The organism is Streptomyces sp. WAC 06738 (assembly GCF_003945505.1).
Classification (GTDB): domain Bacteria; phylum Actinomycetota; class Actinomycetes; order Streptomycetales; family Streptomycetaceae; genus Streptomyces.
On record NZ_CP029618.1, the window covers coordinates 7554289 to 7580622 of the forward strand.

The following is a 26334-nucleotide window of genomic DNA, read 5'->3' on the forward strand; positions in this document are numbered from 1 at the left end:
AGGGTGGGTCGCGGGCAGGGGTGTCAGCGGGCGGGGGCGGCGAGCGTGACGCCCTCGACGAGGCGGCAGTCCAGCAGCCGGCGGGTGTGCTCCGCCCGGCCGTGCAGCATGCCGGTGAGCAGGTCGACGGCCTGCCGGCCCATCTCGGTGCGGCGCAGCCGGAAGCCGGTGAAGTCCACCGGCGGGTCCACCGGCGCGGTGGGGTCGCCGAGCGCCAGCATCGACAGATCCCGCGGTACGTCCAGGCCGCGGGCCGCCGCCGCCTCGTACAGCTTGACCGCGTCGTGCAGGAACTCCACGAACACCGCGGTCACCCCCGCGTCGAGCAACTGCTCCAACTGCTCCGCGGCCGGCTCCCCGTGCGCCCCCAGGTGCGGCGCGGCGGATCCTGCCACCTGCCGGAAGCCGGTGAGCCGGTCGTCGGACGACTCCGCCCCCGCGCCCGGCCCGGCGAACGCCAGCCGCCGGTGCCCCAGCGCCCGCACCCGCTCCACGAGCCGGGCGGTGGCGGAGACGTAGTCGGCGCCGATGTACGGCACGGGCCCGCCGTCCGCGTCGTCGCGGCGGCCCACGCAGACGAAGGGGTAGCGCTCGGCGACCAGCCGGCTCAGCTCCTCGTGCGGGATCTCGCGGCCGAGGAGCACGCAGCCGTCCGCGACCCGCAGCCGGTTGTTCTCGTGGAAGATGCGCCGCCGCCCGGCGGTCACCGGGGCGGAGGTGAAGAGCAGCAGGTCGCAGCCGCTGCGCTCGGCGCTCTCCTCGATGCCGCGCAGGAACGGGTGGTAGAAGTCGGCGCTGGTGCTGGGGAAGACGGGCTCGTAGGTGAAGACCCCGAGTATCTGGTTGAGCTGCTTGGTCAGCCGGCGGGCCATGGGGTCGGCGGCGTAGCCGGTCTCGCGGATCACGCGCAGCACCCGCTCGCGGGTCTCGGGGGCGATCCGGGCGGCGTCGGGGCGGTCGTTGAGCACGAGCGAGACCGTGGTCTGACTGACGCCGGCGAGCCGGGCGATGTCGCGCTGGGTGAGCCTGCCGGGGGCTTCTGGCATGGGAGTCGGGGCCTTCACAGTGGGTAGCTAATGCGTATTGCCTGACTGCTGTGCGAGGAACCTAGAGCTGCCCGCGGAAGGCCGTCAAGGGGTGTTGCGGCAGCGGTAATGCGAATTAGCAGATTACCGAGAGGGCGCGCGTCCCGATTGCACCAAGTTCGTGGCATACGCGGAGGAATGCGCACCGCGCGGCCGTGGCGGCGGCCAACCGGACGCGGACCGGCCCGCCTTCGCCGTCGCGGCGGCCTGCCGGTCCCGGACCGGGGAAGGGCGGCCACGGGCGCCCCGCGGCAGCGGCCACGCCCGGCCGCGAGCGGCACCGGGCTCCGCCCGCGCCCTCACGCGCCGGGCACGGGCCCCCGGTGGGTGAGCGACACGGCCGCCCCGCGCGCCGCGGACCCCGGCGGCGCGATCTCCTCCGGCTCGCGCCAGCTCCCGTCCCGCAGCGTCCACGTGGCGTGCACCGCGCCGTCCGCGCCCGCGAACACCGCGTCGAGCCGCTGCGCCGCCGCCCGGTGCCCGAGGCCGATCGCGGTCGCCGGCGCGCACATGCCCGGCGGGGCGGCGGTCACAGGACCGCGCCAGCCCGCCTCGCCGCCCGCCGACAGCGCCAGCACCGAGCCGTCGATTCCGGCCACCATCGCGGTCAGCCGCTCCGCGGACTTCCCGTACGCGAGCGAGACCGGTGAGCCGGGCGCGCAGTTGCCCGCGGGCGCGACGACCTCGGGACCGGTCCACGGGCCGCCGCCGTCGGCCAGCATGACCTGCACCGAGCCGTCCGCGCCGGTGAACAGCGCGGTCAGCCGGCCGGCGTCGACCTGGGACGCGAGCGTCACCCCCGTGCCCGGCGCGCAGGTGCCGGGCGGGGCCAGGACGGCGGGCCCGTGCCACGGGTGGTCGACGTCCGCCCACAGCGCCTGTACGGACCCGTCGGCACCCGCGAACACCGCTTCCAGCCGCTCGGCGGGACCGCTCCGGCCCAGCCCGACCGGGGTGCCGGGCGCGCAGGTGCCGGGCGGGGTGAGGGGCGCGGGCCCGCGCCACGGTTCACCGCCCGCGGCCCACAACGTCAGCACCGCGCCGTCGGCCCCGGTGCACAGGGCGTCCAACTGGTCCCGCGTCCGCTGGTGCCCGAGCGTGACCGCGGCGCCGGGCGGGCAGGTCCCCGGCGGGGCGACCGCCGCCGGGCCGTGCCAACCCCGGCCCCGTACGGACGACATGACTTGAATCGACCCGTCCCTGCCCGCGTACGCCGCGTCCAGCCGGCCGGCGGACGCGCGGTGGGCCAGCCCGACGGGGGCGCCGGGACGGCAACTCCCCGCGGGTGCGACGACGGTGGGCCCGCGCCAGGGGCCGCCGTCCGCCGACGACAGTGAACACACCGTTCCGTCCGGTCCGGTGAAGAGCGCACCCGCCTGGGAAAGGGCGTCCGATTGCGGCATCGTGGCCTCCGGGTCAGAGGCCGCCGGCCCCATTTCGAGCGCGACGACCTGGGGGGACCTGTCCACGTGTTCGACGGCGATCATGCCGTGCGGCGGCGGGTCCTGGAATGCGGAACCGCCGTCGTGTCGGAAGTGCGTCACGTCATCCCCTTCAGATGGCACGGTGCTGTCACCGTGCGGTGCCCCTCGTTGGTAACACCCTGCCCCCCGGCAGTCGATCGTCGTTTGAGGCTATGCCGCGCCGCCGCCGCACGGCCGCTGTCAAGACCGCGGAAACGCCTGAAGGGGTGATCACGTGGGGGGAATTCCAGCCATGATGCGGCCGGATTCGGCCCCGGGCGCGGGGGAAGGAGGGATCTATGACGCGATCATGGTGGGGCTGGGGCACCGTCGAGGACGCCGTGCGGGGCACCGAACTCGCCGCGCTGCTCGACCGGGTGCGGCTGCTGTCGAGCGCCGAGCCCGTCGACCACGCGCCCCCGCCCGTCGCCGCCCTCGGCCTGCCCCCGCCCCGGGTCGAGCCGCCCGCCGCGCTGGCCGGCCTCTGCTCCGCCGACCCCGCGGACCGCGCCGCGCACACCCACGGCAAGGCGTTCCGCGACGTCGTACGCAACCTCCACGGCGACCTGCGCCACCCGCCGGACCTCGTCGCCCGCCCGCGCCACGAGCGCGACGTCGCCGACCTGCTCGACTGGTGCACCGGGGCGGGCGTCGCCGCGATCCCCTACGGCGGCGGCAGTTCCGTGGTCGGCGGCATCGAGCCGCGCTTCACGGACGGGCGCCCGGCCGTCACCCTCGACCTGGGGCGGCTGGACGCCGTGCTGGAGGTGGACGCGACGAGCCGCGCCGCCCGCATCCAGGCGGGCGTGTACGGGCCGCGGCTCGCGGCCCGACTGCGCCCGCAGGGGCTGGCGCTGCGGCACTTCCCGCAGTCCTTCGAGTTCTCCACCCTCGGCGGCTGGCTGGCCACCCGCGCCGGCGGCCACTACGCCACCCTCCACACCCACATCGACGATCTCGTGGAGTCCCTGCGGGTGGTCGCGCCGGCCGGTACCGGCGAGTCCCGCCGGCTGCCGGGCTCCGGCGCGGGCCCGTCGCCCGACCGGCTCTTCCTCGGCAGCGAGGGCGCGCTCGGGGTGATCACCGAGGCGTGGCTGCGGCTCCAGGTCCGGCCGCGGTGGCGCGCGCGGGCGTCGGTGCGCTTCGATGACTTCGCCGCGGCGGTGGCGGCGACCCGGGCGGTCGCGCAGAGCGGTCTGCACCCGGCGAACTGCCGGCTGCTCGACCCGGCCGAGGCCCTGGTCAACGCGGGGGTCGGCAGCGGCGGTGGCGTGCTGGTGCTGGGCTTCGAGTCCGCGGACCACCCGGTGGCCGGCCGGCTCGCGCGGGCGCTGGAGCTGTGCCGTGACCACGGCGGCGTACCGGACGCGCCGGACGCGCCGGGGGAGTCGGGCGTACGGGACGAGTCCGGCGGTGCTGCGGAGCCGGGCGGGCGGCCAGGCGCCGGGGAGCCGGGCGAGCCGGGGGCCGGCGGCGGCGCGGGCGCGGCCTGGCGGTCGGCGTTCCTGCGGATGCCGTACCAGCGCGACGCCCTCGCCCGGCACGGCATGATCGCCGAGACCTTCGAAACCGCCTGCACCTGGGACGCCTTCGGCGCGCTCCACCACGCCGTCACCGACGCGGCGCACCGCGCCGTGCGCGCGGTCACCGGCGGCGCGGGCGTGGTCACCTGCCGCTTCACGCACGTCTATCCGGACGGCCCGGCGCCGTACTTCGGCGTCATCGCGCCGGGGCGCTGGGGCAGCACCGTGGCGCAGTGGGACGACATCAAGGCCGCGGTCTCGGAGGCGATCGCGGCGCACGGCGGCACCATCACGCACCACCACGCCGTCGGCCGCGACCACCGGCCGTGGTACGACCGGCAGCGCCCGGACCCCTTCGCCGCGGCGCTCGCCGCCGCCAAGTCGGCGCTCGACCCGGCCGGCATCCTCAACCCCGGGGTGCTCGTCCCCGAGCGCTGACACCGCGGGGCCCCGGCGCGGGGCGGCGGCCGGGCGGCGGGAGCGCTACTGCCCCGGCTGCCCGGTCGCGGGCTGCTGCGCCGGCTGCGGCGGCACGGGCGGGGGCCGGTGCTGCGGCTGCTGCGGGACCGCCTGCGCGGGCGGCTGCGGCTCCCGGGCCTCCTGGCCGGGCGCGGACTGCCGTGCCTGCGCGGCCTGTTGCGGCTGCCGGTCCTGAGGCTCCCGGTCCTGCGGCCGGTGGTCCTGCGGCTCCCGGTCCTGGGGCTGCCGGTCCTGGGGCCGGCCCAGGCGCCGTCCGGCCGGGTCGGCGATGGCGACCACCGACTGCTGCGCCTCCGCGAGCCGCGTCCGCGCCTCCTCGATCCGCTTGGCGTAGCGTTCCTGCTCCACCGCCGCCCGGATCTCGATCCGCTCCGCGGCCTGCCAGGCCCGGTCGCGCAGGTCCGCCGCCTCCAGCTCCGCCTCGCGCAGCAGCCCGGTCGCGTACTTCGCGTTGCCGTCGCGCCGCCGCAGATACTCCGAGCGCACCGCCTCGGCCTGCCGCTCCGCCGCCCCCAGGGCGTCCTCCAGTTCCTGCAGCCGCGAGCCCGTCTCGCCGGCCAGCTTGCCTTCGCGCTCGGCCTGCGCCGCCTGCTGCGCGCCGATGTGCGCGGCGGCCTCCAGCGTCACCTGTTGCGCGCGCTGCCGGGCGTCCTCGCGGGTGGCGTCCGCCTGCCGCTGCGCGTCGGCGACGATCTGCCCCGCGGTCTCGTGCGCCTGCTTGATCCGCTGGCGCGCCCGCTGCTCGGCGTCGGCCCGTATGCGCTCGGCGTGCCGCTCCGACTCCTTGGCGCGCTCGGTCGCGGCGGCGCGGGCGGCCTCCTTCAGCTCCCGGCACTCCTCCGCGGCCCGGGCGAGCACCCGGTCCGCCTCGGCCTTGGCGTCCAGGAAGAGCTTGCGGGCGGTCTCACCCAGCGACTCGTACGTCTGCGGGCCCAGCGCGGCGGCCTGTTCGAGGAGCTGTGCCAGATGCCGCCCGCTCGCCTCCACCCGCGCTTCCAGGTCTCTGGCGTGACGTACGGCCGCCTCCCGCTCGGCGAGCAGGTCGCCGACGACGCGGTCGACCTGCTGCGGCGAGTAGCCGCGGCTCCTCGTGGCCATCATGAAATCGCCGGGTTGCATCATCTCGCCCATCGTGCCCTGTCGTCTCGGCTACGCACTTCACCCCATGATGCTGCATCCGCGACCCGGAACCGGTGCCCGGGCCGGGTCGCAGGCGGGTAGCGTGGCGTCGTCGGCGCGCTCGCGCAAGTCCCGTGGCAGAGCCGCGCGGTGGCGTCCCGGGGAGCACCGCGCCGCCGCCGCGGGCGGGCGCCGCCCGCGGTGTCGGACGCGTCACATTTCGGCGGCGTACGGTCCCGGGCGCGGGAGAGAGCGCTCTCTCACCGCCGTCCGCCGGACGGTATAAAGGCTGCATGGCAACAGAACCCCGGCCGCCCGGCCGCCCCGCCACCCTGGAGGACGTGGCCCGGGTGGCGGGGGTGTCCCGGGCGACGGCCTCGCGGGTCATCAACGGCTCGCCCACCGTCGACGCCGCGCTGCGCCGCAAGGTGGAGGAGGCGATCACCGCCACCAGCTACGCGCCGAACCGGGCCGCCCGCTCCCTGGTCACCCGGCGCACCGACTCCGTCGCGCTGGTGGTCTCCGAGCGCGAACAGCGCCACGTCGCCACGCCGTTCATCGGCCGGATGTTCACCGACCCGCACTTCGGCCGCGTCCTCAGCGGGCTGCTCCAGGTGCTGCGCCCGGCCGGGATGCAGACCGTGCTGATGGTCGCCGACGACGACGCGTCGCGGCGGCAGGTGCTCGCGTACCTGCGCCAGGGACACGTCGACGGCGTCGTCCTCATCTCCTCGCACCCCGACGACCCGCTGCCCCGGATGCTCTCGGAGACGGCGCTGCCCACCGTGCTGGCCGGCCGCCCGAACCGGGCGGCGGTGCTGCCGTACGTGGAGGTGGACCAGCGCGCGGGCGCCAGGCTGGCCGCGGAGCGCCTGGTCGCCCAGGGGCGCCGGCTGATCTGCACGGTGGCGGGCCCGCAGGACATGCCGGCCGCGCAGGAGCGCCTGGAGGGGTTCCGCGACGCGCTCGCCGCGCTGGGCGTGGCCGGACTGCCGTGGGCGGAGGGCGACTTCACCCGGGCGGGCGGCGCCGAGGCGATGCGCCGGCTGCTGGCGGAACACCCCGGCGTGGACGGGGTGTTCGTCGCCTCCGACCTGATGGCGCTGGGCGTGGTGCCGGTGCTGCTGCGCGCCGGGCGCCGGGTGCCGGAGGACGTGGGCGTGGTCGGGTTCGACGACAGCGAGGCCGCGGAGGCGTCGGAGCCGGCCCTGACGACCGTGCGGCAGCCGGTGGAGGACATGGCGTGCGAGATGGCGCGGCTGCTGCTGCGGCAGATCAGGGAGCCCGCCGCCGCGCCGCCCTCGGTGGTCTTCCGCCCCACGCTCGTCGTACGGGAGTCCTCCTGAGGCCCGCGCCCGCGGACCCCCCGGCCCCGCCCCCGGCGTCCGCATGACCGGGGGCGGGGCCCGCGCACCCGCCGGTGCGGCTCAGGGGTAGGAGACGACCTTGGAGGGGATCGTCGACGTACCCGAGGTCGGTGCGCCGTGGTCGTTGATCACGTGGGCGTACTGCCCCTGACCGCCGAGCGAGACGACCATGATGTGGTGGAACTTGATCCCGGAGCCCGTCGGCGTGGCGAAGCCGTGCTCCTGCACGATGCTCGGGGCGACGTTGTAGTAGCAGTAACTGCCCATGCCCCAGCCCTCGTGCTGGCCCACGTCGTCGGCGACCTTGTACGCGGCGTAGCCGCGCAGGCTGCCGTTCTGGATGGCGGCCTGGTTCGGCGCGTCGTACGCCTTCTCGTTCTGGAAGAAGATCGTCCGGCCGCGCTCGCCGTTCCACTGCACGTCGTACTTGTTGAAGTGCTCCACGAAGAGCCCGGTGGCCAGCACGTCGTCGCCGTTCACCACGACGCCGTAGTCGCACCGGTTGGTCTCCCAGCCGACGCCGTCGCCGTGGTCGGCGCGCCACACCCAGGTGTGGTCCACGACCACGTGCCGGCTGTTGATCACCATGCTGGTGGTCGCCTTGCCGGGGCCCGCCCCGCCGATGCGGATGAACACGTCCTGGAGCGTCGTCGGGTTGTTCGCGTGGTCCGCGGCCGAGCCGTCCGGGCCGACCTGGAGCAGCACGTCGGAGTTCTGCGGCCCGGCGTCCAGCAGGAAGCCGGCGAGGCGTACGCCGTCGACGTCGGCGACGGTCATGGCGCGCACCCCGCCGTCCGGGATGATCGTGGGGTAGCCGATGCCGAGCACCACGGTGTTCGCCCGGTCGATCGCGATCGGTGCGTCGACGTGGTAGATGCCGGGGGTGAGCAGCAGGTGCTTGCCCTCCCGCAGGGCCGCGTTGATGCTCGCGGCGGTGGCGCCCTGCTTGACGATGTGGAAGTCGGACAGCGGCAGTGACTGTCCCTGCGGGCTGCCGCCGCCCCAGGTGGTGCCGCGGGCGTTGCGGCGCAGCGCGGGGAGGAAGACGCGGTACCCGTCGCCGTCGACGTAGAGGAACGGCTTCTCGCGGGAGATCGGCGTGGTGTCCAGGGTGGTGTACGGCGGGTCGGGGAAGGACTGCGCCGGGGCGCCCTCGACGCCGGAGAAGACCATGTTCCACACGGCGTTGAGCCAGCCGCCGATGCTGCTGTCCCGGGTGTACCACTGCTGCTGCGAGTACGGCTGCACGGTGCCGTCGATGCGGCTGTCGGCGATGTAGCCGCCGCTGGCCCAGCCGTAGCCGTCGGGCGCGAGGTTGAGGTTGCCGCGCACGTGCATGCGGCGGAACGGGGCGGCCTGGGAGACGGCGAAGCGGTTGGTGCCGTTGACGGGGCTGAGCGACAGGTTCTCCGCGGAGCGCCAGAAGTTCTGGGTGGCGTTGCCCTGGAACCAGCCGGCGTCCACGGTCACGTCCCCGTTGATGTGCGTGTCGTCGGGGGAGAGGCCCAGGCCGATGATCGAGGTGTAGAAGCCGAGCTGGGCGTTGAGGCCGTTGTACGTGCCGGGCTTGAAGAGCAGCGCGTAGCGGCCGGTGCCGAACTGCGCCGACTCCTGCTGCCGGAAGATCTGGTCCAGCCGCCCCTGGATGTCGGGCGAGGACGGGTCGAAGAAGATCACGTTGGGCCCGAGGTCCGGGTCGGCGAGCGGCCGGGCCGCGGACCGCCGCGGCGCCGCGGTCGCCTGGGAGACCGCCGCGCCCGTGACCGGCACCGCGGCCGCCGCCGCCGCGGCGGCGGCGAGCAGGGTGCGGCGGGACGGGCCGGATCTGGCGGGCGGAGCGGGCGAGTCACCGGTGGGGGGTACGCGCATGGGTCACGTCTCCTGAGTCGTCGGCTCTTCGATCAGGCTTCAAGGAATGAACGCTCAAGCGGGAGAGAGCGCTCTCTCGTGCCTGATTCGGTTTACGCCCGCGGGGGCGCGCCGTCAAGGGGATGCGCACACAACGGCCGTGGCGGCGTGGTGAGTTCAAGGAGTGTGCACAGGCGGGCCCGCTTTCCCCGATGCTAAGCAACCCGGGTTGACTATCTGCCGTTAGTCAACTTAGGTTGCCTGTATGGCAGACGACGATCCGGCAGACGCGCTGGCGGCGGTCGCGGCCCTGCGCCGCCTCGCCGACCGGCTGGAGGACGCCGCCGTGGAGCGGGCGATGCGCACCGGCTGGAGCTGGCCGCAGGTCGCCGAGGCGCTCGGCGTCACGCGCCAGGCGGTGCACAAGAAGCACGCCAAGCGGCTCATCGCCGCCGGCGTGACGCTGAGGAGGCGGGGATGAGCACGTTCGACAGGTATCTGCAGGCGGTGCTCCTGACCGCCGAGGCCGAGGCTCGCGAGGACGGCTCCGAGGCCATGGAGGCGCGGCACGTGCTGCTCGCGGTCGCCGCCCAGGACGGCACCGAGCCGCAGCGCGTCCTGGCCGCCGCCGGTCTCGGCCGCGCGGAGCTGAAGGCCGCGCTCGACCGGGAGTTCGCGCACAGCCTCGGCGCCGCGGGCGTCGCGCCCGGCGCGTTCGACCTGCGCGCCACCCCCGACCCCGGCCGCCGGCCGCAGTTCGGCGCCTCGCTCAAGCTCGTCCTCGACCGGATGGCCGGCGCCCACCGCAAGAAGGACCTCACGCCGCTGCACGTGCTGGACGCCCTCCTCCAGGCCGAGGTCGGCACCGTGCCCCGCGCGCTGGACCTGGCGGGCGTCGACCGGGCCGCCCTCGCGGCGCGCGTACGGGAGGCGCTGTGAGCGCCGCCGCGGCCGTCGCGGTCGAGGGCCTGCGCATGCGCTACGGCGCCGCGGACGTCCTGCACGGCGTGGACCTGCACGTCCGGCACGGCGAGACGGTCGCCCTCCTCGGGCCCAACGGCGCCGGCAAGACCACCACGATCGAGATCCTGGAAGGCTTCAGGACCCGCTCCGCCGGCGAGGTCGCCGTCCTGGGCACCGACCCCGCGCACGGCGACGAGCGGTGGCGCGCCCGCGTCGGCGTCGTGCTGCAGTCCTGGCGCGATCACGGCAAGTGGCGCGTCCGCGAACTGCTCGCCCACCTCGCCTCGTACTACGCCTGCGCCGGCCGCACCCCCTGGGACCCCGGCGAACTCGCCGACGCCGTCGGCCTCGGCGGCCGGGGCGAGCAGAAGATCCGTACCCTCTCCGGCGGCCAGCGCCGCCGCCTGGACGTCGCCATCGGCATCGTCGGCCGCCCCGACCTGCTCTTCCTCGACGAGCCCACGACCGGCTTCGACCCCGGGGCCCGGCGCGGCTTCCACCGTCTCGTACGGGACCTGCGCGCCGCCGGCACCACCGTCCTGGTCACCACGCACGACCTGCACGAGGCCGAAGTCCTCGCCGACCGCATCGTCATCCTCGACGCCGGCCGCGTCCTCGCCGACGGCACCCCCGCGGAGCTCGCCCGCCGCATCGCGGGCGCCGACCGCGTCCGCTGGCGCCACCGCGGCCGGCCCCGTGTCCACGCCACCGACGACTCCACCGCCTTCGTCCGCGGGCTCTTCGAGCGGCACGGCGAGGAGATCGCCGAACTGGAGGTCCGGCGCGCGTCGCTGGAGCAGACCTACCTCGCCCTCGTACAGGCGGCGGAAGGCGGCGCCCGGTGAACGCCTGCGTGCTGCGCGCCGGGCTGCGGCGCGGCGCCATCGAGCTGCGCCAGTCCTTCACCAACGGTGCCGAGCTCTTCAGCCACCTCTTCTGGCCGCTGCTGATGCTGGGCGTGCTGTGGTTCCTGCGCGGGCGGGAGTTCGGCTCCACCGGCTTCATGCTCGGTGCCCTGACCCTCCCCGGAATCCTCGGCATGAACGTGTCCTTCGGCATGGTCACCATGAGCCAACTGCTCACCGCCGAGCGGGAGGACGGCACCCTGCTGCGCGCCAAGGCCACCCCCACGGCATGGGCGGCTACCTCGTCGGCAAGGTCGTCTCCGTCGCCGGCGGCCTCCTCGCCGACCTCGCGCTCTTCCTCGTCCCCGCGCTCTTCCTCGTCGACGGCCTGCACCTCGACGGGGGCGCCTGGCTCCACCTGGCGGGGATCGTCGCGCTCGGCATGGTGGCGACGCTGCCCGCCGGGGCCGTGCTGGGCTCGGTGTTCGGCGACGCCCGCGCGCAGGGCCTGATCCAGCTCCCGGTGCTCGCGCTGATCGGGATCTCCGGCATCTTCTACCCGATCACCGCGCTGCCCGAGTGGCTGCAGTGGACCGCGCAGGTCTTCCCGCTCTACTGGCTCGGGCTCGGCATGCGCGCCGCGATGCTGCCCGACGCGGCGGTGGCGGTGGAACTCGGCGACTCCTGGCGGCAGGCCGAGACGGTGGGCGTGCTCGGCGCCTGGGCGGTGCTGGGCCTGGCGGTGGCGCCGGTGGTGCTGCGCCGGATGGCGCGCCGGGAGTCCGGTTCGAAGGTGGCCGCCCGCCGCGAGCGCGCGCTGCAGCGGGTGCGCTGAGCGCTGAGCGCCGGTACGGGCCGCGCCCCGGCCCGTACCGGCGGGGTCAGGCCGCCGTCCAGGCGCGGAGCTTCTCCGGGTTGCGCATCGCCCAGATGCGCGTGATCCGCCCGTCCGCCACGTCGAACGCGAGCACCGACACCGTGACCCCGTCCAGCCGTGCCACCAACCCGGGCTGCCCGTTGACCGTACGCTCCAGCAGCTCGACGCCCGGCTGCTGCTCCCGTACCTCCGCCAGCCCCCGCGCGATCGCCTCGCTCCCGACGACGGGCCGCAGCACCGCCGGCACCAGCCCGCCGCTGTCCGGGGTGGAGGTCGCGGCCGGGTCCAGGAGCCCGACCAGGGCGCCGATGTCCTTGGCCGCCCAGGCCCGCCGGAACTCCCGTACCAGCGAGGCGTGGTGCTCCGCCGCCGCGGGCCGCCGCGCCGTACGGATCCGGCGGCGGGCCGACGACGCCAACTGCCGGCATGCCGCGGGCGACCGGCCGACGATCCCGGCCACCTCCGGGAACGGATAGCGGAACACGTCGTGCAGCACGAACGCCACCCGCTCCGCCGGGGTCATCGACTCCAGCACCACGAGGAACGCCATGTGCACCGACTCGTCCATCGTCACGAGGTCCGCCGGATCCACCGCGTCCGCGTCCGCCCCGCCCACCCGGCCGCCCACCAGCTCCGCCCGGTCCGGCAGCGGCTCCGGCAGCCACTCGCCCACGTACCGCTCCCGCCGGACCCGCGCGGACCCGAGCAGGTCCAGGCAGACGCGTCCCGCGACCTTCGTCAGCCAGCCCCCCGGGGAGACGACGGCGGCCCGCCGCTCCGCGGGCATCGCGTACCAGCGGGCGTACGTCTCCTGCACCACGTCCTCGGCGTCGGCCAGGGAGCCGAGCAGCCGGTAGGCGAGGTTCGTCAGCCGCCGCCGCTCGCTCGCGATCCCGGCGGGCCCCGGGTCGAGGCGGCCGGGCTGCTGCGCGGACGGTGTGGTCATGGTGCGAGTGCCCCTCGGTCGCGTGACAGGTCTCCCCCTAGGACGAAACGGGCCGCCCGGCTGTGAGGCCGGCCGCGGTCTCACACTTGGGGCGGCCGGTCCGTCTTAGTCACAGGGCTCGCGCCGGCGAGGCGCGTGCCCCATCGTGAACCATCCCCGAGCCGGACCGCGGAGTGGGAGGCCCCCCATGGAATCCGAGAGCCCCGTCAAGGCGGCCGTCATCTACTACAGCGCCACGGGCACCGTGCACACCCTCGCGCTCGCCGCGGTGGAGGGCGCGGAGAAGGCGGGTGCGGAGGTGCGGCTGCGCCGCGTGCCGGAGACGGCGGGGGAGGGGTCGATAGCGGCGAGACCCGAGTGGGCACGGCACCGCGGCGAGACCGCGGACGTGCCCGAGGCCGCCGTCGACGACCTGGACTGGGCCGACGTGGTGCTCTTCGGCACCCCGACGCGGCTCGGGAACATGTCCGCCCAGGTGAAGGCGTTCATCGACACCACGGGACCGCTGTCGTCCGCGGGCGGGCTCGCGGACAAGGTGTACTCCGCCTTCACGGCCGTCGACACCGCCCACGGCGGGCAGGGCGCCGGCCTCCTCACCCTCGCCAACGTCTTCTTCCACTGGGGCGGCATCATCGTGCCGCCCGGCAGCCCGGAGCCCGTCCCGGACGGCTCGGGGGAGGGGCCGCCCGGCGACGTGGCGCTGGAGGCGGCCCGCTACCAGGCGTGGCGCGCCGTCACGACCGCCGCCGCGCTCGGCGCCAGCCGCCCGCACCCCGTCTGAGGGCCGCGGCGGTACGGGCCGGGGGCCGGCGCCCGTACCCGTACCCCTGCCGACGGGCAGGCGTGATCCGCACGATCCGCTACGGCCCGGAGCGCCCGGTGCCGCCCGCCTGCCGCTCCGCGACCCGCTCCGCATCCTGCTCCGCGTCCGCCGCGCGCCCCGCCGACCACGCCCGCCACAGCGCCGCGTACGGCCCGTCCGCGGCCCGCAGTTCGTCGTGCGTCCCGCTCTCCGCGACCCGGCCCTCCTCCATGACCACGACCCGGTCCGCCGCCGCGGCCTGGCTCAGCCGGTGCGCGACGACCAGCGCCGTACGCCCTTCGAGCGCGCGCTCCGCCGCCTCCTCCAGCCGCCGGGCGCCGAGGCTGCCCGCCTCCGCGGTGGCCTCGTCGAGCACCGCGACCGGCGGGTCGGCCAGCACCAGCCGGGCCAGCGCGAGCTGCTGGGCCCGGTCCGCCGTCAGCCGGTGACCGCCCTCGCCCACCACCGTGTCGAGCCCCTCCGGCAGCGCCTCGGCCCAGCCCAGCGCGCCCACCCGGGCCAGCGCCTCGCGCAGTTCCCCGTCGCCGGCGCCCGGCCGGGCCAGCCGCAGGTCGTCGGCGAGCCGGCCGGCGAAGACGTGCACCTCCTGGGTGACCAGTGCGACCGTACGGCCCGACTCGTCCGGCGCCGCGCCGCCCACGTCGATGCTCCCGGCGGCCGGGACGTGAATGCCCGCGAGCAGCTTGGCCAGCGTGCTCTTGCCCGCCCCGCTCGCACCCACCAGCGCCACCTTCTCCTTCGGCCGCAGCTCCAGGTCCACACCGTGCAGCACGGGACGGCCCGGCTCGTACGCGTGGGAGACGCCGCTCACCGACACCCCGACCGCGGGCCGCGGGCCCTCCGCGGGCCCCGTCCGTCCGGCCGGCGCCTGCTCGCGCGCGTCCACGACGCCGACCAGCCGCGCAAGGCCCGCCGTCGCCGCCTGCGCGTCGTCGAGGAGCACGAGCGCCACGTTCACGGGCCCGAACAGCGAGTGGAAGTAGAGCGCGGCGGCCGTCGCCGTGCCGATCGACGCGGAGCCGTCGCGCACCAGCACGTACCCCGCCACCAGCACCGCGGAGAGCCCCAGGTACTCCGCCACGTGCAGCCGGTTGTAGAAGCCCATCAGCAGCCGCACCCCGCGCAGTCTGAGGTCCACCGCGGCACGCGAGCGGGCGTCCACGCGCCCGGCGTGCAGCGCCTCCAGCCGGTGCGCGCGTACGGTGGCCGCGCCGCTGACGGTGTCGAGGAGCTGCTGCTGCTGCGCCCCGGTGGCGACGCGCTCGCGCGCGTAGAGGGGCACCGCGCGGCGGACGTACCAGCGGGCCGTGTACGCCTGCACGGGCACCGCGAGCAGCGCGGCGAGGAGGAAGCGCCAGTCGAGGACCGCCAGCGCGCCGAGCGTGAGCACGATGGCCAGGACGGAGGAGGCGAGTTGGGGCAGCGCGCCGCGGACCGCCTCGGCGACGCGGGAGACGTCGCGGGTGACGCGGGCGGTCAGGTCGCCGGAGCCGGCCTTCTCCAGCCGGTCGAGCGGCAGCCGCAGCGCGCGCTCGACGAACCGTTCGCGCAGCTCGGCGAGGACGGTCTCGCCGAGCCGGGAGACCATCGTCCGGCCGATCGCGGTCAGCACGCCCTGGCCGGCGGCCACGGCGACCAGCAGCACCACGGGCAGCGTGAGCGCGCCGGCCTCGCGGCGGTCGGTGACCAGGTCGACGATGTGGCCCAGCAGCGGCTGGGTGAGCAGCCCGACGGCGGTGGCCGCGGCCATCATCGCGAACGCGGTCCACGCCAGCGCCCGGCGCGGGCGCAGCAGTTCGCGCACGGCGGCGCGGGTGCGGGCGGGGGTGGCGGTGGGGAGCAGGTCGCGGGCGTCGCCGCCGTGCCGGCCCCGGGCCCCGTCGGGGCCGTCGTGCGCGTCGTCGTACGCGCCGGGCGCCGCGGTCATGCGAGCACCGCCGCCCGGTAGGCCGACTCGTCGCGTACGAGGTCCGCGTGCGGTCCTTCGGCGGCGACCCGGCCGGCGTCGACGAACACGACCCGGTCGGCGACCGCGAGCAGGGCGGGGCTGTTGGTGACCAGCAGAGTGGTCATCCCGGCGCGGTGGTCGCGCAGCCCCTCGGCTATCCGGGCCTCGGTGACCACGTCCACGGCGGTGGTCGGGTCGTGGACGACGAGCACCGGCCGCCCGGCGTGCAGCGCGCGGGCCAGGGCGACGCGCTGCCGCTGCCCGCCGGAGAGCGCGCGCCCGGCCTCGCCGACCTCGGTCTCGCTGCCGCGGGGCAGCGCCCGGCACACCTCGTCGGCCGCCGCGGCGGCCATCGCCGGTCCGGGATCGCGGCCGGGCGGCTCGGGCCCGGAACGGGCGGCCCCGGCAGGCTCCTTGCCGCCGTCCGCGGGTCCGGTACGGCCGGCGCCGCCGCCCGCGCCGCCGGCTCCGGTACCGGGGGTGCCCGCGGGCCCGCTGCCCGCGGCGGCCGTACCCTGCCCCGCGCCCGCCGCCGCGACGTTCTCGCCCACCGTGCCCGCGAAGAGGTCCGCGTCGTGCGCCGCCACCAGGACCGCCGTCCGCAGCTCCGCCGGGTCGAGCCCCGTCAGCGGGACCCCGTCCAGCTCCACCACCCCCGCCGCCGGGTCCTCGATCCGGCCCAGGCACCGCAGCAGGGCCTCCGCCGCGGCCGGTTCCGTCGTCGCGACCCCGACCAGCTCCCCGGCCGCGACCGCCATGTCCACCTCCGTGAGCGCCCCGAGTTCCACGCCGCGCAGCCGCAGTTCGCCCCGGACGGGCTCGGCGAGCCGCCGGTCGCCGGGCACCACGGCGGGCGCCGCGGCCAGCACCCCGGCGACCCGCGCCGCCGACGCCCGCGCCTGGGCGAACTCGGCGTTGACGTAGGCGAACACCTGCAGCGGCGTCAGCAGGAACTGCGCGAGCCCGACGGCCGCGACGAGCTGCCCCAGCGTGATGTCGCCGCTGAGCGCGAGCCGGCCGCCGACCAGCGCCACCAGCGCGATGAAGCCGCCGGTGAGCGCGAGCACGACGCCGTTCTGCCAGCCCTCGGCGCGCGCGGCGCGCAGCGTGGCGGCCAGCGAGTCGCGGCTGGTGGCCCGGTAGCGCTCGACGGCCGCGTCCCGCGCGCCGATGCCCTTGAGCACCCGCAGCCCGGCGATCAGGTCGGCGGCGACGCCCGACGCGGTGGCCGCCTGCTCCTGCTCGGCCGCGCTGCGGTGCTCCAGCGGCTTGCTCAGCAGATGCCCCAGCCACAGCAGCACGGGCGTGCCCGCCAGCACGAGCAGTCCCAGGGGTACGGAGATGAGCAGCAGCGCCACCGCGCTGACCGCCGCGCCCGCGAGCCCCGAGACGCCGACGGTCACGACCATGACGATGTAGCCGACGCGCTTGGCGTCGTCGGTGGCGATGTTCGCCACCGCGCCCGGCAGCCGGCCGCGCTCGGCGCCGCCGCGCGGGTCGAGCACCCGGCCCACCAGCTCCAGCCGCACCCGGTGCGCGGCGAGTTCCGCCGCCCGCTCGGCCGCCTTGACCCCGAGGCGGAAGCTGAACGCGAGCATGACGTACACCACGACGAGCACGAGGAGCCAGCGCACCAGCGCGCCCGCGTCGTCCCCGGCGACCGCGTCGTCGATGACCATGCCGATGAGCACCGGCACCAGTGCCTCGCCGAGCTGGTGCCCGACCGCCAGCACCGAGCCGATCGCGACACCGCGCCGCTGTCCCGCGATCGCGCCCTTCAGCACGTCCCGCCCCGACGGTTTCTCCGCAGCCACCCGCCACCCCACCTCTTCTTCTCCCCGTTCGGAACCGAGTAGGTAAGGCTAGCCTAAGTAGTCCTCGGGCGATCCGGATCCCGGGGGTCCGCGAGCGGGTCCGGGCTCCCGACTCGGCCGTACGCAGGGGTGGTTGGGGCCCCGCCGATCTCTTGACGCGGTGATCGCGTTGGGGAAGGTTGTTGCCCGGACGTGCGGGAGAGCCGGCCCGGCGCGGAGCGTCGCGGTGCCGGCCCGAGGAACAGAGGGGAGACCGTGGTGGACGAGGACTCCGTCGCCGTGGTGGGCGGGAGCATCGCGGGGTGCGCCACGGCGCAGGCGGTGGCGCGGGCGGGTGCGGGGCGGGTCACCGTCTTCGAGCGGGCCGGCGGCGAGCTGCGCGACCGCGGCGTGGGCATAGGTCTGCACGACGCGCGGTTCGCGGAGCTGGAGGCCGCGGGGTACGTGGACTCGTCGATGCCCTGGTCGGGGCTGAACCGCCGGGTGTGGACGATCCGCGACGGAGACGCCGAGCTGGGCCACGGGTTCGCCGAGCAGTACTTCCCGTTCCGCTCCTACAACTGGGGCTCGCTCTGGCACGAGCTGCGCAACCGGGTGCCCGAGTCGGTCACGTACCACACGGGCGCGGCCGTGACCGCCGTCGAGCAGGACGCGGACGGCGTCACCCTCAAGCTCGCCGACGGGCGGCAGGAGCGCTTCGGCGCGGTGATCGGCGCGGACGGGTACCGCTCGGTGGTCCGCGAGGCGATGTTCCCCGGGCTCGCCCCCGACTACGCCGGCTACCTCGGCTGGCGCGGCACCTCGGCCCCGGTCGCGGGCGACCCCGAGACGGACGGCGCCGAGGCGCGCGTGGTCGTCTTCCCCGGCGGCCACTGCATGATGTACCTCATCCCCGCCGCGGGCGGCGGCTTCCGGATGAACTGGGTGCTCTACGCCGTCCCGCCGGACGACCCCGACCTGCTGCTCGACCTGCGTACCCCGACCTCGCTGCCCCCGGGCCGGGTCGCCGCGAAGCTCACCGCGTACCTGCGCGACCTCGTCGCCGAGCACTTCCCGCCGTACTGGGGCCGGTGCGTGCTGCGTACCGCGCCCGAGGATTCCTTCATCCAGCCGATCTACGACCTGGAGGTGCCGCGGCTCGCCGTGGGCCGGCTGCTGCTCGCGGGCGACGCCGCCACGGTCGTACGGCCGCACACCGGCGGCGGCAGCGTCAAGGCGCTGCAGGACGCCACGGCGCTGGAGGCCGCCTGCCGCGCCGGGGGCGGCTGGCCGGAGATCGCCGCCGCGTACGACGCGGACCGCACCCCCGTCGGCGCCGCCATGGTCGCCCTCGGCCGCCGGCTGGGCCGGGCCCAGGTCGAAGAGACCCCGGACTGGCAGAAGATGGGGCAGCCGGAGTTCGACGCCTGGTGGCAGGAGCAGAACCAGGGCCCCGACCGCAGCAGCGGCTTCGGCGGGCACGCGCTCAAGCGCGGCTGAGGGGTGCGGACTTGATCGCGACCCGGTTCGAACTGTCGTACCATCTCTGAAATTTCAGACGGAACCTGATCGAAACGGATTGGTCACAGGTAGAGATTGCATCTCCCTCGTGCATATTTTGATGTTGTACTCGCCCGTAACTTATACTTCCGACTTAGCATCAGACACATCGCTCAGCCCACCCTCAGCAGGAGCGATGGATGCACCGACCCCCACATGTCACACCCTCCCCATCGCAAGGTAATCCCGTGTCAGCTTTACTGTGTCATGACCCCGACGTAGGGGTTGCGTAGTGAGGATCAACCGTCGACTCGTCCTCCTGGTCGCCGTTCCCCTTGTGGTGGCCATCGCCTTTTCCGTGCGAGCGCTCGCGCCGGCGACCACCCAGGCGTTCCAGGCCAACAGGCTGGCGCAGATGGTGGATGCCGCCGAGTCCGCCGCGGAGCTGACCGCCCGGTTGCAGGACGAACGTGCCGCCGCAACCGCGCTGGTCGCCTCCCAGGGCGACGCCACCGCGTTCCGCAAGGCGACAGACGCCACGGACGCAGGTATCTCGGAGTACACCGAGAAGCGCAGGAAGCTCGAGTCCCTGCCGCACAACGCCGATCTCGCCGTGCAGCGGATCGACCGCTCGCTGGCCGAACTGCCCTCGCTGCGTGCCCAGGCGCGCTCGGGCAGCGGCACGCTGTCCGCGCTCGCGTTCGGATACCGGATCACGATCGCCGACCTCGTCGACTACCGGGACGGCATCGCCCAGGCCGACGGCGTCGACGCCGACATCGCCGACCGGATCCGGGCCTCCGCGTCGTTCGCGCGCGCCGAGGAGCACGCGGCGCAGCAACAGGTCGTGGTCCTCAGGGCGTTGGACAACGGCGGCTTCACCTCGGCCTCCCGGCGCACCTTCGACGCCACCGAGATCGGCTTCTTCGAGACGATGAGCTCCTTCGTCGCCCTCGGTCCGCAGGAGTGGCGCGCGTGGCTGGAACACGCGCTCTCGGCTCCGGGCACCCTGCCCGCGCAGGGGATGCAGGACCAGGTGAGCCGCACCCCGATCGGGGAGAAGCTCGGCATCTCCGCCGTCGAGTGGAGGGAGGCCACGGCCAACCGGCTGACCGAGCTGCGCTCGGTGGAGCGCCGCGTCAACGAGGCCGTGCACACGGACGTCACCGAGGAACGGTCCACGCTCATCTGGTGGGCGGTCATCGAGATCGTCGTGGTGCTGGTGACGCTCATCGGCGTGCTGCTCTTCGCGCTCCGGGTCGGCCGCGTGATCATCCGCCGGCTGCGCGACCTGCGCAACGCGGCGCACTCGGTGGCCACGGAACGGCTGCCGCAGATCGTCAGCGACCTCTCCCAGCCGGGCGCGCTCGGCGGCGCCACGCCGGAACAGGTCGCCGACAGCTCCGGCAGCCCGGTGGAGACCACCGGCGAGGACGAGATCGGCGAGGTCGGCGAGGCGTTCAACTCCGTCCACCACGAGGCGGTACGGCTCGCGGCCCAGCAGGCGCACGCGCACGAGCAGTTCGCGGAGACGCTGGTCGGCGTCGCCCGCCGCGGTGCGCAGCTCACCTCCGTCATGGTGTCCGAGCTGGACGCGGTTCAGCGCGACGAGGCCGACCCGGAGCGGATGAAGATCCTCTTCGCGCTCGACCACCTCGCCATCCGCATGGAGCGCAACACCAACAACCTGCTGGTGATGGGCGGTTACGGACACGCCCGGGTACGCGAATCGGACGCGCCCTGCGCGACCGTGGTCGTCGCCGCCGCCCAGCAGATCGAGCGGTTCGAGCGCGTCGCCATGGGGATCGTGGAGCAGGGGATCGGCATCGCCGCCCGCGCGGTGCACGACCTCGCGCACATCCTCGCCGAACTCCTCGACAACGCCACCCGCTTCTCGCCCCCCGACAAGCAGGTGGGCGTGGCGGTCTGGCGGCTGTGGGACCGCGCCGTGGTGCAGATCGTCGACGAGGGCGTCGGCATGACCCCCGAGCGCCGCGACGAGCTGAACGCCCGGCTGGCCAACCCGCAGACCGGCGTCGGCGCCGTGCGGTCCATGGGTCTGCACGTCGTGGCCCGGCTCGCCGACCGGCACGGCATCGTGGTCGAGCTGCGCTCCTCCGCGGGCCCCGGCACCATCGCCGAGGTCACCCTCCCGCCGACGGTCCTCGTGGCCGTCGAGGAGGAGACGATGGCGGAGGGCGAACGGCCGCTGACGGAGGGGGAGACGAGCGTCTTCGCCGCCCCCGACCGCGCCGTGCCTGGCCCGCGCAAGCCGATGGACGAGCCCGTCGCCGCCGCCGCGCCCCGGCGCGGCGCGGCGGGCGCGGGTGGTGCCGCCCCCGGCGGCACCACCCCGCGCGGCGGGACCCCGGGCGCCGCCGCTCCGGGCGCCGCCGCTCCGGGCGGCGCCGCTCCGGGCGCCCGGGAGGCGGAGGCCGGAGACGGTGGCGCGCGGCGCAACCTGCCGTTCGGCCCGGACTACGATCCGGCCGACCGCGTCGCCGGCGTCAGCCCCTCGGGGCTGCCCGTGCGGATGCGCCAGCCGGCGGACCAGTGGCCGCGGTTCCCCAAGCGCGACGGGGAGAACAAGCCGGGCGGCCGGAGCGAGCGGAAGGCGGCGCCCACGAAGCGCCGGGACTCCCGGCAGATCTCCGACGTACTGGCCGCGTACACCCAGGGCATCAGCAGGAGCACCGGCCGCCGTGAGGGAGCCGGAGGGGCCGCCGATCGCGGCCGCCCGGCAGGTACGGGCGGCAGCGGTGGCGACGGCAACGGCGACGGCCGTCCCCGTAACGACGACGGAGGCCGTGCCCGTACCGCCAGGAACAGCGGCCGTACCCGGACCGCAAAAGACGACGACTCGCAACGGAGCACGTGATGACTACCCCATCCACCGCCGACCTGAGCTGGCTGCTGAGTGACTTCGCCCGTCGTATCCCCGAGGTCACCCAGGTCATCGCCGTCTCCGTGGACGGCCTCGCCCTGGCCTTCACCGGGGTGGACCAGGACGACGCGGACCGGCTGGCAGCCATCGCCTCCGGCATCGTCAACCTGCTCTCCGGCGCTGCCCAGTTGATCGAGGCCGACCCCGTCGAGCACAGCCTGACGGCCATGGAGGGCGGCTACATGTTCTCCATGGCGGTCTCCAGCGGTGCGTCCCTCCTGGTCACCACCAACAGGGACGCCGACATCGGCGAGGTCAGCTACATGATGTCCGAGCTGATCAACCAGGTGGGCGACGCCCTCAGCCCGCAACTGCGCGACTCGCAGCCCGCTTCCTGACGCCGCCGCACGGGCGGGAACCCCCTCACCCCGCCCGCGCGCCCGGTCGCAAGCTCCGTCGTTCGTCTGCCTGTCGTCGCCCCTCTTCTGCCCCCACCCCCGACACCCCCCGGACCGACCCCCCCAGCCCATCCCTCATATTTTTCCCTCGGGAGCCTTCGTGTTCGTCAACGCATCCATACGCCGTCCCGGCCGTAGCAGAACCCGGGCCGTCGCCGCCACAGCAGCAGCAGTCTCGCTGGCCCTCGCCGGCTGCAGCGGCGGCGACAGCGGCTCCGGCGACGAGACGGTGAAGGTGGGCCTGCTCGCCGCCCTCTCGGGGACGTACGAGGCCGTGGGCACCGACCTGCGCAACGGATTCCAGCTCTACCTGGACACGCACAACGGCAAGCTGGGCGGGCGCGAGGTCGAACTGTCGGTGGGCGACGAGGGGGACGGCCCGCCCACCGCGGTGCCGGCGGCCACCAAGCTGGTGAAGAAGGACCGGGTCGACGTGATGACCGGCATCGTCGCCAACGGCTCCTACCAGGCCGTGCTGCCGATGCTGGAGCAGAACAAGATCCCGCTGGTCAGCTCCAACGGCCGGCCGGAGCTCAAGGACGTCTCGCGCGTCTGGCACACCAGCTTCCTGTCGAAGGACTACGGCACCGCCATCGCCCAGTACGTCAAGGACGAGGTCGACGGCCCGGTCTACGCCATCGGCCCCGACTACCAGGGCGGCTACGACCAGCTCGGCGGCTTCACCGAGACCTTCGACGAGATCGGCGGTGAACTGGCCAACTCCGACGGCGAGACCACCTGGACGCCGTTCCCCGACACGACCAACTTCACCCCGTACTTCGCCGACATCGCCCAGTCCGACGCCAAGGCGGTGTACACCTTCTACGCGGGCAAGGCGGCGATCGACTTCGTCAAGCAGTACGCCCAGTCCGACGTCGCCGACCTGCCGCTGTACGCCTCCGGCTCGCTCACCGAGGGCAGCATCCTCCAGGCCCAGGGCGAGGCGGCGGACGGCATCCAGTCGGTCTCCAACTACGTCGCGGACCTGGACAACGAGGCCAACCGGAAGTTCGTCTCCGACTGGACCGCCAAGCACGACACCCCGCCCACCGGGTACGCCGTGGCCTCGTACGACGCCGCCGCCGTGCTCGACATGGCCATCGCCGCGGCCGCCGAGAAGGGCGAGGTGAACTCGGACACCATCAACACCGCCCTCGGCAGCCTCGGCCAGATCGAAAGCCCGCGCGGCATTTGGGCGTTCGGCAAGAAGTCGCACGCGCCGGTGCAGAAGTGGTACCTGCGCGAGGTCCGCAAGGACGGCAAGCAACTCTCCAACGTCACGGTCCAGGACCTGGCCACGCTCGGCGACTGACATGGGGGCGTTCGATGCCCAGCTCGTGCCGGCGGTCGACGGCGTCGCCTACGGGCTGCTGCTCTTCGTCGTCGCCGCCGGCCTGAGCCTGGCGTTCGGCACCGCCGGGGTGCTGAACCTGGCGCACGGCACGCTGTACGCGGTCGGCGCCTACACCGGCGCCGAGCTGAGCGACGGGACCTGGGGCGGCCTCGCCCTCGGTCTCGTCGCCGGCACCGCGGCCGCCTGCGCGGCGGGTGCCCTGCTCTCCGCCGCGACGGCGCCGCTCGCCCGCCGCGGGCATCTGGACCAGGCGCTGCTCACCTTCGGCCTCGCGCTGATCGGCGGCAACCTGCTCGTGGAGGGGTTCGGCGCGGACGAGATGCCGGTACGCATCCCGGACGCGCTGGACACCTCCGTCGACCTCCTCGGCCACCGTTACCCCGCCTACCGGCTCGGGTTCATCGTCATGGCCGTCGTCCTCGCCGCGGCCGGCACCTGGGTGCTCACCCGCACCCGCGCGGGCGCCGCCGTACGGGCCGCCGCCGACGACCCCGAGATGCTGGCCACCACCGGGCTCAGCCCCCGGGTCGTGCACACCGGCGTGCTCGCCGCGGCCGGCGCGCTGGCCGGCGCCGCGGGCGTGCTCGGCGCGCCGATCATCGGCCCCGGTCCCGGCACCGGGGACACCGTGCTGATGCTCTCCCTCGTGGTCGTCGTCCTCGGCGGGCTCCGCTCGCTGTGGGCGACGCTGGTCGCCGCCATCGGCGTCGGCGAGGTGCAGACGCTGGGCGTGTCGGTCGCCCCCGACTGGGCGCCGTACCTGCTCTTCGCCGCCATGGCCGCGGTGCTGATCCTGCGCTCGGGACGCGGGCTCGCCGAGCCGCACGGCCCGGAGCACGACGCCGACCCGCCGCCCGACCCGGCGGAGCGGCTGCGCCGCAGGCTGGCCCGAGTGCCGTGGCCCTGGCGGGGGATGCGGGCGGCGCGCGGCGCGCAAGCGGCAGCCGCGGGTTCCGGCGCCGGGCGGACCGCCACGGCGGTCCGCGCCGCGGCCCCGCTGCTCGCGCTGGTCGTCGTGCTGGCCGTGCTGCCGACGATGCTCGACGCCTACGCGCTCTCCCTCGCCGGCTACGCCCTGGCCCTCGGCCTGCTCGCGGTGAGCGTCACCGTGGTCACCGGCTACGCCGGGCTGCCCACCCTCGGGCAGACCGCGCCGTTCGCCGTCGGCGCGTACACCACCGCCAAACTCGCCGAGAACGACTGGACGGTCGGGCCCGTGCAGGTGGTGATCTCCGCGGCCGTCGCCGCCGCGTTCTGCGTCGTGACGGGCCCCGCGGTGATCCGCGCCCGCGGCACCACCGTGCTCATGATCACCCTCGCGGTCGGCGAGCTGACCGCCATCGCCATCGGTCAGTGGAAGTCCGTGACCGGCGGCACCGACGGCCTCGCCGGCTTCCCCTCCACGCAGGCGTTCTGGGGCGGCGAACCGCTCTTCGAGGAGCTGGCGATCTACCAGTACGCGGCCGTGGTCGCCGTCTGCGTCGTCGCCGCCGCGCTGGTGCTGCTGCGCTCGCCGGCCGGCAAGCTGCTCACCGGCTCGCGGGAGGCGGAGGAGCGGATGCGCGCCTCGGGCCACCCGGTGACCCGGTACCTGCTGCTGGCGTACGTCGGCGCGGGCGCACTCGCGGGCGCGGGCGGCTCGCTGCTCATCGCCGTGCAGAGCTACGTCTCGCCGGCCGACGTCGGCTTCGAGATCGCCGCGCTCGCGCTGCTCGCGGCCGTCATCGGCGGCATCACCTCGGTCATCGGCGCGCTGGTGGGCGCGGGGCTCATCGTCTACACCCGCGACTGGCTGGCCGGTTCGTGGCCGGGCCACGGGCCGCTGCTGCTCGGCGTGCTGTTCGTTGCGGCGGTCTACCTGCTGCCGCGCGGGCTCGCCGGGCTCGTGTCCGGCGCACCCCGCGTGGTCGCCGCGGACGGCGAGGGCGACGGCGGCGCCGCGGGGCGCCTGCCCGCGCCCCGCAGCCCGGGCGACACGGAGCCGCAGGACCAGCAGGACCAGCAGGACCAGCAGGACCGGCAGGAGCCGCCGGAACCGGCGGAGGCGGGCCCGCCGGCCCGGGGACGGAAGGGGACGACGTGACCGCGCGCGCCGCGGCTCGCCCCGGCCGTCGTACGGGCCGGACGGCGGCCTCCGCCGCCGGCCGCCCCGCTCCTCGTACGGAAGGCGGCCGTGTGACCGCATCCGGCCCCGCCGCCCGCGTACGGAAGGGCACCCCGTGACCGCATCCACCGCAGCCTCCACCGCCCTCGAACTCGCCGGTCTCACCCGCCGCTTCGGCAGCCTCACCGCCGTCGACGACGTCTCCCTCGACCTGCCCGCCGGCGCCCGGCACGCCCTCATCGGGCCCAACGGCGCGGGCAAGACCACCCTGCTCAACCTCATCGCCGGCACCGAGCGGCCCGACGAGGGTTCCATCACCTTCCTCGGCCGCGACGTGACCCGTACCGCGCCCGCGCGGCGCAGCCGCCTCGGCGTGGCCCGCAGCTTCCAGCAGCCCACCGCCATCGCCGACCTGAGCGTCCTGGACAACGTGCTGCTCGCCTCCTGGCGGCACCACCCCGAGCGCCGCGGCGCCTGGCGGCGGAGCGCGCGCCGGGGGCGGCTGGCCGCCGCGGCGGCGGAGCGGCTCGCGGACGTGGGCCTCGCCGGGGTGGCGGACCGGCCGGCCGGCTCGCTCTCGCACGGCCAGCGCCGGCTGCTCGACCTCGCCGCCGCGCTCGTCGCCCGCCCGCGCGTGCTGCTGCTCGACGAGCCCGCCGCCGGGCTCACCGACCGGGACGTGGTCCGGCTGCTCGACGTGCTCGGCTCCCTGGACGACGGCATCGCCGTGCTGCTGGTGGAGCACAACACCGAGGTGGTCGCGCGGCTGGCCCGTACGGTCACGGTGCTGGTGACCGGGCGGGTGCTGGCCTCCGGCCCGGTCCGGGAGGTCTTCGAACTGCCCGAGGTGCGCAGCGCGTACCTGGACGCCGCCACCACGGCCGACGCCCCGGCGCCCGCCGGCACTCCGGATGCCGCCGCCGCCCACGACACCGGCGCCAAGAGGTGACCCGA

At 75.3% G+C, this 26334-nt stretch carries 19 protein-coding genes and 1 pseudogene; 13 read left to right on the forward strand and 7 right to left on the reverse strand.

Annotated elements, in window-relative coordinates:
• Positions 1-23 precede the first annotated feature (23 nt).
• Both DMB38_RS32875 and DMB38_RS32880 read right to left on the reverse strand, forming a co-directional pair.
• On the reverse strand, positions 24-1046 hold the full coding sequence (locus DMB38_RS32875) for a LacI family DNA-binding transcriptional regulator (protein ID WP_125938232.1): 1023 nt from the start codon (positions 1044-1046) through the stop codon (positions 24-26).
• Between the two features lie 338 nt (positions 1047-1384).
• Complete coding sequence (locus tag DMB38_RS32880) at positions 1385-2629, reverse strand: hypothetical protein (RefSeq protein WP_240662594.1); 1245 nt, start codon at positions 2627-2629, stop codon at positions 1385-1387.
• 218 nt (positions 2630-2847) lie between these two features.
• On the opposite strand from DMB38_RS32880, the gene DMB38_RS32885 reads away from it, so the two are divergent.
• The gene (locus DMB38_RS32885; RefSeq protein WP_125938233.1) at positions 2848-4509 is read left to right on the forward strand and encodes an FAD-binding oxidoreductase; all 1662 of its coding nucleotides are present in this window, start codon (positions 2848-2850) and stop codon (positions 4507-4509) included.
• Between the two features lie 45 nt (positions 4510-4554).
• Here DMB38_RS32885 and DMB38_RS32890 read toward each other — a convergent pair whose 3' ends face one another.
• Entirely contained in the window at positions 4555-5673 is a 1119-nt protein-coding gene (locus DMB38_RS32890; protein WP_240662595.1) for a hypothetical protein, read from the reverse strand.
• A gap of 290 nt (positions 5674-5963) precedes the next feature.
• Between DMB38_RS32890 and DMB38_RS32895 the strand changes: the two genes are divergently transcribed.
• Positions 5964-7016 (forward strand): LacI family DNA-binding transcriptional regulator, encoded by a 1053-nt coding sequence (locus DMB38_RS32895; protein ID WP_125938235.1) that lies wholly within the window; start codon positions 5964-5966, stop codon positions 7014-7016.
• Between the two features lie 81 nt (positions 7017-7097).
• Here DMB38_RS32895 and DMB38_RS32900 read toward each other — a convergent pair whose 3' ends face one another.
• Entirely contained in the window at positions 7098-8906 is a 1809-nt protein-coding gene (locus tag DMB38_RS32900; RefSeq protein WP_125938236.1) for a coagulation factor 5/8 type domain-containing protein, read from the reverse strand.
• A 244-nt stretch (positions 8907-9150) separates the two neighbouring features.
• Between DMB38_RS32900 and DMB38_RS32905 the strand changes: the two genes are divergently transcribed.
• The 4 genes and pseudogenes from DMB38_RS32905 (at position 9151) to DMB38_RS32920 (ending at position 11528) form a co-directional block, all read left to right on the forward strand.
• Positions 9151-9366, forward strand: coding sequence for a hypothetical protein (locus DMB38_RS32905; protein ID WP_101420395.1), 216 nt, complete (start codon positions 9151-9153; stop codon positions 9364-9366).
• Positions 9363-9824 carry a Clp protease N-terminal domain-containing protein gene (locus tag DMB38_RS32910; protein WP_125938237.1) on the forward strand — a complete coding sequence of 154 codons (462 nt, stop codon included), beginning with the start codon at positions 9363-9365 and terminating at the stop codon, positions 9822-9824. Before DMB38_RS32905 ends, DMB38_RS32910 begins: the two co-directional genes overlap by 4 nt.
• Positions 9821-10693 (forward strand): ABC transporter ATP-binding protein, encoded by an 873-nt coding sequence (locus DMB38_RS32915; protein WP_125938238.1) that lies wholly within the window; start codon positions 9821-9823, stop codon positions 10691-10693. Before DMB38_RS32910 ends, DMB38_RS32915 begins: the two co-directional genes overlap by 4 nt.
• Positions 10690-11528: pseudogene (locus DMB38_RS32920) on the forward strand (ABC transporter permease). The gene DMB38_RS32915 and the pseudogene DMB38_RS32920 overlap by 4 nt, the downstream one beginning before the upstream one ends.
• Before the next feature lie 46 nt (positions 11529-11574).
• On the opposite strand, the gene sigJ reads toward DMB38_RS32920, so the two are convergent.
• Complete coding sequence (gene sigJ, locus DMB38_RS32925; RefSeq protein ID WP_125938239.1) at positions 11575-12516, reverse strand: RNA polymerase sigma factor SigJ; 942 nt, start codon at positions 12514-12516, stop codon at positions 11575-11577.
• 187 nt (positions 12517-12703) lie between these two features.
• On the opposite strand from sigJ, the gene DMB38_RS32930 reads away from it, so the two are divergent.
• On the forward strand, positions 12704-13297 hold the full coding sequence (locus DMB38_RS32930) for an NAD(P)H-dependent oxidoreductase (RefSeq protein WP_125938240.1): 594 nt from the start codon (positions 12704-12706) through the stop codon (positions 13295-13297).
• A 79-nt stretch (positions 13298-13376) separates the two neighbouring features.
• On the opposite strand, the gene DMB38_RS32935 is transcribed toward DMB38_RS32930, so the two are convergent.
• Together DMB38_RS32935 and DMB38_RS32940 are read right to left on the reverse strand one after the other, a co-directional pair.
• On the reverse strand, positions 13377-15266 hold the full coding sequence (locus DMB38_RS32935) for an ABC transporter ATP-binding protein (RefSeq protein WP_125938241.1): 1890 nt from the start codon (positions 15264-15266) through the stop codon (positions 13377-13379).
• Positions 15263-17101, reverse strand: coding sequence for an ABC transporter ATP-binding protein (locus tag DMB38_RS32940; protein ID WP_125938242.1), 1839 nt, complete (start codon positions 17099-17101; stop codon positions 15263-15265). Before DMB38_RS32940 ends, DMB38_RS32935 begins: the two co-directional genes overlap by 4 nt.
• A 258-nt stretch (positions 17102-17359) precedes the next feature.
• On the opposite strand from DMB38_RS32940, the gene DMB38_RS32945 reads away from it, so the two are divergent.
• From DMB38_RS32945 to DMB38_RS32970, 6 genes are all read left to right on the forward strand, one after another.
• Entirely contained in the window at positions 17360-18580 is a 1221-nt protein-coding gene (locus DMB38_RS32945) for an FAD-dependent monooxygenase (RefSeq protein WP_125938243.1), read from the forward strand.
• A gap of 358 nt (positions 18581-18938) precedes the next feature.
• Entirely contained in the window at positions 18939-21458 is a 2520-nt protein-coding gene (locus DMB38_RS32950) for a sensor histidine kinase (protein ID WP_240662596.1), read from the forward strand.
• On the forward strand, positions 21458-21862 hold the full coding sequence (locus DMB38_RS32955; RefSeq protein WP_047019156.1) for a roadblock/LC7 domain-containing protein: 405 nt from the start codon (positions 21458-21460) through the stop codon (positions 21860-21862). Before DMB38_RS32950 ends, DMB38_RS32955 begins: the two co-directional genes overlap by 1 nt.
• Positions 21863-22022: 160 nt before the next feature.
• Complete coding sequence (locus tag DMB38_RS32960; RefSeq protein ID WP_125938245.1) at positions 22023-23234, forward strand: ABC transporter substrate-binding protein; 1212 nt, start codon at positions 22023-22025, stop codon at positions 23232-23234.
• Between the two features lies 1 nt (position 23235).
• The gene (locus DMB38_RS32965; protein ID WP_125938246.1) at positions 23236-25359 is read left to right on the forward strand and encodes an ABC transporter permease; all 2124 of its coding nucleotides are present in this window, start codon (positions 23236-23238) and stop codon (positions 25357-25359) included.
• A gap of 136 nt (positions 25360-25495) precedes the next feature.
• Positions 25496-26329 carry an ATP-binding cassette domain-containing protein gene (locus DMB38_RS32970; protein ID WP_125938247.1) on the forward strand — a complete coding sequence of 278 codons (834 nt, stop codon included), beginning with the start codon at positions 25496-25498 and terminating at the stop codon, positions 26327-26329.
• Positions 26330-26334 lie beyond the last annotated feature (5 nt).

What these genes read in the sequence shown, in the direction of transcription:
- DMB38_RS32935 (WP_125938241.1), bottom strand. Translation starts at nt 15,266, where the DNA reads ATGACCGCGGCGCCCGGCGCGTACGACGACGCGCACGACGGCCCCGAC.
- DMB38_RS32965 (WP_125938246.1), top strand. Translation starts at nt 23,236, where the DNA reads ATGGGGGCGTTCGATGCCCAGCTCGTGCCGGCGGTCGACGGCGTCGCC.
- DMB38_RS32875 (WP_125938232.1), bottom strand. Translation starts at nt 1,046, where the DNA reads ATGCCAGAAGCCCCCGGCAGGCTCACCCAGCGCGACATCGCCCGGCTC.
- DMB38_RS32890 (WP_240662595.1), bottom strand. Translation starts at nt 5,673, where the DNA reads ATGATGCAACCCGGCGATTTCATGATGGCCACGAGGAGCCGCGGCTAC.
- DMB38_RS32905 (WP_101420395.1), top strand. Translation starts at nt 9,151, where the DNA reads ATGGCAGACGACGATCCGGCAGACGCGCTGGCGGCGGTCGCGGCCCTG.
- DMB38_RS32930 (WP_125938240.1), top strand. Translation starts at nt 12,704, where the DNA reads ATGGAATCCGAGAGCCCCGTCAAGGCGGCCGTCATCTACTACAGCGCC.
- DMB38_RS32900 (WP_125938236.1), bottom strand. Translation starts at nt 8,906, where the DNA reads ATGCGCGTACCCCCCACCGGTGACTCGCCCGCTCCGCCCGCCAGATCC.
- DMB38_RS32910 (WP_125938237.1), top strand. Translation starts at nt 9,363, where the DNA reads ATGAGCACGTTCGACAGGTATCTGCAGGCGGTGCTCCTGACCGCCGAG.
- DMB38_RS32955 (WP_047019156.1), top strand. Translation starts at nt 21,458, where the DNA reads ATGACTACCCCATCCACCGCCGACCTGAGCTGGCTGCTGAGTGACTTC.
- sigJ (WP_125938239.1), bottom strand. Translation starts at nt 12,516, where the DNA reads ATGACCACACCGTCCGCGCAGCAGCCCGGCCGCCTCGACCCGGGGCCC.
- DMB38_RS32895 (WP_125938235.1), top strand. Translation starts at nt 5,964, where the DNA reads ATGGCAACAGAACCCCGGCCGCCCGGCCGCCCCGCCACCCTGGAGGAC.
- DMB38_RS32885 (WP_125938233.1), top strand. Translation starts at nt 2,848, where the DNA reads ATGACGCGATCATGGTGGGGCTGGGGCACCGTCGAGGACGCCGTGCGG.